The 6817-nt window shown below is 65.5% G+C and carries 7 protein-coding genes, 1 other RNA gene and 1 pseudogene; 6 read left to right on the top strand and 3 right to left on the bottom strand.

Translation table 11 applies throughout. The annotated features are described in order from the left end of the window. The 6 genes from ACFE99_RS20770 to ACFE99_RS20745 form a co-directional block, all read left to right on the top strand. Positions 1-813, top strand: an 813-nt coding sequence (locus tag ACFE99_RS20770; protein WP_375488296.1) for an EamA family transporter, incomplete at its 5' end; no start/stop codon positions are given. Between the two features lie 18 nt (positions 814-831). After that, a complete protein-coding gene (locus tag ACFE99_RS20765) occupies positions 832-1674 on the top strand; it encodes a maleylpyruvate isomerase family mycothiol-dependent enzyme (RefSeq protein WP_375488295.1) in 843 nt (280 codons plus the stop codon). Positions 1675-1821: 147 nt separating this feature from the next. After that, positions 1822-2190: a transfer-messenger RNA gene (ssrA, locus tag ACFE99_RS20760) on the top strand. Positions 2191-2302: 112 nt separating this feature from the next. Further along, positions 2303-3052: a hypothetical protein gene (locus ACFE99_RS20755; protein ID WP_375488294.1), complete on the top strand. Its 750-nt coding sequence runs from the start codon at positions 2303-2305 to the stop codon at positions 3050-3052. Further along, positions 3049-3870 carry an enoyl-CoA hydratase-related protein gene (locus tag ACFE99_RS20750; protein WP_375488293.1) on the top strand — a complete coding sequence of 274 codons (822 nt, stop codon included), beginning with the start codon at positions 3049-3051 and terminating at the stop codon, positions 3868-3870. The genes ACFE99_RS20755 and ACFE99_RS20750 overlap by 4 nt, the downstream gene beginning before the upstream one ends. 137 nt (positions 3871-4007) lie before the next feature. Continuing rightward, on the top strand, positions 4008-4280 hold the full coding sequence (locus ACFE99_RS20745) for a hypothetical protein (protein ID WP_375488292.1): 273 nt from the start codon (positions 4008-4010) through the stop codon (positions 4278-4280). A 39-nt stretch (positions 4281-4319) separates the two neighbouring features. Here the strand turns inward: ACFE99_RS20745 and ACFE99_RS20740 are convergent, their stop codons facing one another. The 3 genes and pseudogenes from ACFE99_RS20740 to ACFE99_RS20730 form a co-directional block, all read right to left on the bottom strand. Further along, the gene (locus tag ACFE99_RS20740) at positions 4320-4826 is read right to left on the bottom strand and encodes a peptidoglycan recognition family protein (RefSeq protein WP_375488291.1); all 507 of its coding nucleotides are present in this window, start codon (positions 4824-4826) and stop codon (positions 4320-4322) included. A 329-nt stretch (positions 4827-5155) separates the two neighbouring features. Continuing rightward, positions 5156-6280: a 1,4-beta-xylanase gene (locus ACFE99_RS20735; protein WP_375488290.1), complete on the bottom strand. Its 1125-nt coding sequence runs from the start codon at positions 6278-6280 to the stop codon at positions 5156-5158. Between the two features lie 150 nt (positions 6281-6430). Then, positions 6431-6817, bottom strand: a pseudogene (locus ACFE99_RS20730) (hypothetical protein); the annotation flags it as partial.

Raw genomic sequence — 6817 nt, 5'->3', positions numbered from 1 at the left:
ATCGGATACGGGGTCAGCGACTTCGTCGGCGGCGTCGCCTCGCGGCGGGTGGCCGCCTTGCGGGTGGTGCTGGTGTCCTACCCGGTCGCCATGGTGCTTTTGGGCGCGATTGCGGCAATCGTCGGCGGCCAGATTTCCGGCGGGGCGCTGCTGTGGGGTTCGCTGGGCGGGCTCAGCCAGGCATGCGGTGTGTGGTGGCTATACGCGGCGCTGGGCGCCGGGCCCATCTCGGTGGTATCCCCGGTGGCCGCGATGCTGACGGCCGGCGTACCGGTGCTGGTTGGCATCGCCATGGGGGACCGGCCCGGCGTGCTGCCCGCGGTTGGCATTGTGCTGGCGCTGGTCGCCGTGGTGCTGCTGGGCCGCAACGCGTCCGACCGGGACGGCAGGCCCCACCGGTTCACCATGACGGTGGCGTGGCTGACGATTGGCTCCGGCGCGGGTTTCGGGTTGAACTTTGTGCTCATCCATCAGGCGCCGGTCGAAGCCCGGTTGTGGCCGCTGCTGTTCGCGCGGGCGGCGGCTACCGCACTAGTGCTCACCGTGGCCGCGGTCACCGGCAACCTGCGGGTTCCGTCCGGGCCGCCGCTGCGGTTGGCGTTGACGGTGGCCGTGCTGGATGCCAGCGCCAACGTCGCCATGATCCTCGCGCTGCATGCGGCGCTGCTGTCACTGGCCAGCGTCGTGATCTCGCTGTACCCAGCGGCCACCGTCGTCTTGGCGATCACCATGCTGGGCGAGCGGCTGACCCGCCCGCAGGCCGTGGGCTTGGTGCTTGCGCTGCTGGCGGTAACCATGATCGCCACGGGGTGACGGGTCTAGCATCAGCTGGTGACCAGCCCTTCTCGTCCTGTCACCCAACTCGACAAGTCTGACGTGCTGTCCGGTCTCGTCGGCGCGTGGGACGCCATCGACCGACTAGTGGACGGGCTGCCCGAGTCAGGGTGGGACGCGCCGACGCCGCTGCCCGGCTGGACTGTCCGTGCCGTGGTATCGCACTTGATCGGCACCGAGTCGACCCTGCTGGGTATTCCGACGCCCGACGCCGACATCGACGTCTCCGCTCTAGAGCACGTCCGCAACGACTTCGGCGCGATGAACGAGCGCTGGGTGCGTCACCTCAGCGGTGAGTCCGGCGCTGACCTGCGGAAGCGGTTCGTGGCAGTGACCAACGATCGCCGCACGATGCTCTCGGACATGTCCGACGACGACTGGAACGCGGTGACTCAAACACCAGGGGGCCCGGACACCTACGGGCGGTTTATGAGGATCCGAGTGTTCGACTGCTGGATGCATGAGCAGGACATCCGCGATGCGCTGGTCCGGCCGGCATCCGAAAACGACCTTCGCGGGCCGGCGCCGCGCCTGGCGCTTGACGAGATGACGACAAGCATGGGATACGTCGTCGGGAAACTGGGCCAGGCCCCGGAGGGGTCGCGGATCCTGATCGACCTGACCGGTCCGCTGGCGCGCACAATCCGCGTCGCCGTGAATGGGCGAGGCCAGCTTGTCGAGGACTTCGGCGGGAGGGAGCCCACGGCAACGATCCGGCTGGATGGGTTGCTATTCACCCGGTTGGCCGGTGGGCGTACCGACAGCACAGATGGCGTCGAGCTTGGCGGTGACCATGATGTCGGCACGCGCATCATCGAGCACTTGAATTACGTGATCTGAGCCGCCGAGTGTGAATCTGACGACGCTGCCACGGCGCGTCGCGTCGCTGGTTGCACTGTCGGCGGGAAGAAATTGGCTGGGCCACTCATTACAGCGGCGGTAGACTTGCTTGTCCTGCCGAAAGTCGGCGGGGATGCACGAAGACATGGGGCTGAACGGTTTCGACTTCGCGCATCGAATCAAGGGAAGCGTGCCGGTGCAGGCAAGAGACCACCGTAAGCGTCGTTGCAACTCAATAAGCGCCGATTCACATCAGCGCGACTACGCTCTCGCTGCCTAAGCGACAGCTAGTCCGTCAGACCGGGAGCTCCCTCGACCCGGATCCTGGCGTCAGCTAGAGGGATCAACCGATGGGTTCGGTCGCGGGACCCGTCGGGACACCACACAGCGACTGGGATCGCCGTCCCGGCTAGTTCGCGAGACCGGGAGATCCGAGTAAGGGCATAGCGAACTGCGCACGGAGAAGCCTTGAGGGAATGCCGTAGGACCCGGGTTCGATTCCCGGCAGCTCCACCAAAAGGGCCGCAGGGATGCGGCCCTTTTTCATTTGGCCGGTGCTGGTAGGAGGGGCCCGTTCAATTCGACCCCAGGTACGGTGGTCGTACGTCGCTGCCGTGGGAGAGTGCTTATGCCAGACCCATTGCCCGGTCCTCGTCTACGCCAGGTGGCGCTGGTCGCCCATGACTGCGAGAAGACCGCCACCGCTCTCCAGGAGACGTTTCGCTGGCCGGATCCGTTCCACGATCCAGGGGTCGGAGAGTTCGGCCTCGTCAACGCCGTGTTCCCCGTGGGCGACACCTTCGTGGAGGTGGTCTGTCCAGTACGACCCGACACCACTGCAGGGCGCTATCTCGCCCGTCGCGGATCCGACAGCGGCTACATGGCCATATTCCAGATGCCTTCGCTCGAAGAGGCCCGCCGTCGGGTGACCGATCTGGGAGTACGCGTGGTCTGGAAGATCGAGCTCGACGACATCGCCGGCACCCACTTGCACCCCAAGGACATTCCGGGGGCGATCGTTTCCCTCGATTCGGCGTCGCCGACCAACTCGTGGCGATGGGCGGGACCCGCATGGACCGCAACGGCGCCCGATCACCCGCCGGGCGGTATCGCCGGCATAACGGTCGAGGTGAAAGAACCGGCCGTGGCGGCCCAGCGGTGGGCCCGCGTTCTTGGTCTCGACGCCGAGGTGGACGGTGGAATAGCCCAGGTCCGGCTGGACGCGGCCGGCCAATCCTTGAGGTTCGTCTCGGCGGTCGACGGCCGGGCCGAAGGCATTACCGAACTCTGGTTGACGCCCGGCTTGCCGGGCCTGCCAAGTGGTGACGGGCCGCTCGCCGAGATCGGCGGCGTGCGGTTCGTAGTGCGTGCGCCATGACGGCCCTCGACACCGGCACCGAAGATCTCTTGGCTGAGGTGGCTGACGGCGTCGCTGTGATCACCATGAATCGGCCGTCGAGGCGTAACGCCTTCTCGAACGACATGCTCGAGGCGCTGGGACGCATCCTGGCCCAGGTCGAACTCAGCGATGAGGTTGGGTGCGTGGTGCTGACCGGAGCAGGCGGCGCCTTCTCGGCCGGTGGCGATGTGAAGGCCATGGCCGACCGGGGATCGTCAGGCGAGCCGTCGGTGCCGATCGACGTGGCGATTCACCGGCAGCGTCTGAACCAGCAGGCCACCAGCGGGAAGCTGTGGCGGATGCCGAAACCGACCATCGCGCACATTCCCGGACCGGCTGCCGGTGCTGGCCTGGCGCTCGCCTTGGCCTGCGATCTCAGGTATGCGGCCGACACCGCCATCGTTACCACCGCTTTCGCTCGCGTTGCCTTCGCCGGCGACTACGGCGGAACCTGGTTCTTGACCAGACTGGTCGGCCCGGCGAAGGCCAAGGAGCTGTACTACTTTTCGGAGCGGCTCACGGCCGATCAGGCCGAGAAGCTGGGTTTGGTCAACGCCGTTTTCCCGGCCGGTGAGCTCGAGAAAGAGGTGATGGACCGGGCCCGACAGTTGGCCAAGGGCCCGTCGATCGCCTACCGCTACATGAAAGAGAACCTCAACCGGGCGGTCCACGGCAACCTCGAGGAATGCATGGACCTCGAGGTCACCCACCATATCCATACGGGGCTGACAGAAGATCACCGGGAAGCGGCGCAGGCGTTCGTGGAGAAGAGGCAGCCTCGGTTTCGCGGCCGCTGACGCGGCGTGCCGCCTGGCGGCTGAACTCGGCCAGCTACCGCGCCCTATCGCTTATCCCGCGGTGCGCCTCTCATTTGAAGGCCAAGGTGTGTCTTGCACGTGACTTTCCTGCGACAGCAACAAAGGACGCTCGTCTCATGACACCGCTTGGGGTGATCTCCGCGCTGATGGCAGCACTGTGCATCGGCTATTACTTTGGTCGGCGCGCCGGCTCGACTCCTTCGACTTGGAAGAAGCGAACAAGTCGGGTGGCGCTGGGCAGGCTCGCGATTAGCCTGCTTGTGTTGATGACTGCGCGCCGCATCCGGAAGAGCTTCCTGGCCCGTCGCGTGTTCCTCGGCGCGTTAGGCGGCTGGGGGCCGAGATTAGTTGAGCCGCTTGAGTTCCTGCGTGGTAGCGCTGCGCGGTAGCGGTCCTATTGAGGGGCGCCCGCCCGCGTACGCGAATGGTTAATTGCCGGCCTCGATAGCCGCGACTCTTGCGGCAGCGTCGGGTCCGCAAAAGCGCTGGAGATCTACCCCGCCAGCGGCAAGCAGATCGTCAATGCGGCGCTTGAGGTCACCCGAGGAGAGATGGGCATAGAGGTTCGCACCTGGACAAGAAGTCTTGGCTAGGTCCCGATGGCCGGCCAATGTGTCGGTCTCGATGCCAAACGTCTGCGCGGCCCATGCGAACGCGAGAGCGGCTCCCTGAAGCTGGGCCTCCGACACCACCTCTTGATCGAAGTCTCCTTCGCAGAGGACTAGGAAATGGCCTGTGGTGTCGTAATCCGTCGCCGTGTCGCCGGCAATTTCGGTGCTCCGCAGCTCGTAGATGTTGCCGTTGCGGTCGACGCCGGCGTGATAGGCAATGTCGATCCAGCCCAGCTGGTCTTGGTGGTATCGCTGGTCCTGACGCAAGTGGCTTGGGGCGCTAAGGTTTTGGCCGAGGACCACGGCCTCGTGGTGCAGAGTCATCCGGGTGATGGAGTGACGCCTGCCCCCAGGGCGGGCAGGTCGCGCGCCCCACGCATCTCGGCATAGCAACCGAGCCGAGGTAGTACTCGGGGCGGATGGGGGTGACGTTGTGGGACCCAGCGGTGGACTTTTCGGCTGGTCACCGCCGGTTGCCGACGCTGCAGCAGGATTCGGAGTCGAGGCTTGCCTAAGGGCACTCGCAGACGGCGAGACAGAGTCCATTCCTGCCCGACTTGAGCAGGCGCTGACCACTGACGCCCAACCGATGCCGCTGGCCAGCCTGAGCAGATGGCGGCGGCTGACGGCATCTGGGCGTTCATCGGCTGACATTAGAGCCTGCTCAGCTTGCTAATCGTCTGGATTTCGGTGTCCCGGTAGGGCCGTCCGTCAGCTTGGACCAGGTCTTGAAACCAGGTCTTCGGAACTGTCGTGTACGGGTGATCCCAGGAGTCCCATGGAAAGTATGTCTGGGTCTTCCCGGCGACCAAACCCCAGTTGATCGCAGCAACGTTGTGCCGCTTGGCAATTGGCAGAACCCCGTCAACGGTACTGCCGAGCGTGCGAGCCAGGTACTCGGTGCAGAGGATCGGCCGCCCCAATGGGGATAGTTCAGCGATCCGTGCCTCGAAGGCCGCTGGTTCGCCATAGCAGTGGAAGGTGACGACGTCGGAGTTGTCCAGTTGAATGTCAGCGATTTCGCTGCGGCGCTGAGGATCTCCCCACTCGCCGGTCCACACGCCACTCGTTAACGGCTGAGATGGATCAACCGAACGCGCCCACCCGAACGCCAGCGATAGCAGGTCGGCGACACGCTCCTGCTTGTCTTTCCTCTCGACCTTGCGATACGCGCGCGCGGGATTGTCGGGCTCATTCCACAGGTCCCAACCTAAAACGCGATTGTCCGTACGGAATTGGTTCAACACTCCCGTGACATAGTTGAGCAGAGTGCGGCGGTAATCGAGGTCATCGAGGTGTTCCGCGCCTGGGCTTTGCACCCAACCGGAGTTGTGGACCCCCGGCTTCGGTGCGCGCTGCCGGCCCAGCTTGGGGAACGGATCCCAACATGAGTCGAACAAGACGAAGAGTGGTTTGATCCGGTGGCGCGCCGCGATCGTGACAAACTGCGCGAGACGTCTTTGGAAGCCGCGTTGGTCTTGGGCCCAGAGCTGATCGTGGAGGAAGACCCGCACAGCGTTGAGCCCGTGCAGCTGCGCCCAGCCGAGCTCGGTGTCGATGCGCCGCGGGTCGAAGGTGTCGGCCTGAAACATCTCGAGCTGGTTGATGGCGTTAGAGGTGATGTAGTTGGCGCCGACACGCCAACCTTGCGCTTGGTACCAGCGGTTGGCCCGGTCAGGTGACCATCGGCTTTGCTCTGCGCCGGCATGAGGGACCCGGGTGAGCGTAAGGGCCGCCGCGAGGGCCGGCGGTAGCTTCAGCAGCGTTCGACGCCTCACGAAGTGACGATATGAGATCGGTGGTGACGCCGTTGTAGAAATTGGTGCCAGATCCGGCCGAGGTGTCGGAGCTGTCCCTACACCTTGGTGAGCGGTCGACGGCCCACCGACGATGGCTATCCGGGCCGCTTGCAAAGCATGCAAGCGGACTCAGTCGCCCTGACCTTTGCCCTTGCCCTTTCCGGGATGGCGCGGCGGCGGTGGCAGCTCTGGGGCAGGCGTCGTTGTTGACGGCGTCGTCGTGGTGGTGGTTGCGGTCGGAATCGGCGTCGTCGTACTGGTTACGCCGATTACTGGTGTCGGCGGCGACGAAAATGGCGGGTCAAGCGCGAGGAGGATCACCGCGAGCACGAGGGCGGCGAGAACCGCGCCGGCTGCCCACAGTTTGCGCGCCCGCCTGGTCTCCGGCGTGGTGGTGATGAGCGGGGCGTAGGTCGGCGTGGGTGGCGGCGCGTAGCTCGGCGGTGGCAGCGGCGCGTCGAGCACCCGGGTAGCCGGCCGCCCGTGCGGCACCCGGATCTCGGGCGGCACCCGCGC

It is taken from the genome of uncultured Mycobacterium sp. (genome assembly GCF_964249325.1).
GTDB lineage: Bacteria > Actinomycetota > Actinomycetes > Mycobacteriales > Mycobacteriaceae > Mycobacterium.
Note: the sequence above shows the minus strand (reverse complement) of the source record. Positions and strands in the feature narration are given on the sequence as shown.

Coding starts and splice junctions, on each gene's coding strand:
- ACFE99_RS20740 (WP_375488291.1), bottom strand. CDS start 4,826: ATGACTCTGCACCACGAGGCCGTGGTCCTCGGCCAAAACCTTAGCGCC.
- ACFE99_RS20755 (WP_375488294.1), top strand. CDS start 2,303: ATGCCAGACCCATTGCCCGGTCCTCGTCTACGCCAGGTGGCGCTGGTC.
- ACFE99_RS20745 (WP_375488292.1), top strand. CDS start 4,008: ATGACACCGCTTGGGGTGATCTCCGCGCTGATGGCAGCACTGTGCATC.
- ACFE99_RS20750 (WP_375488293.1), top strand. CDS start 3,049: ATGACGGCCCTCGACACCGGCACCGAAGATCTCTTGGCTGAGGTGGCT.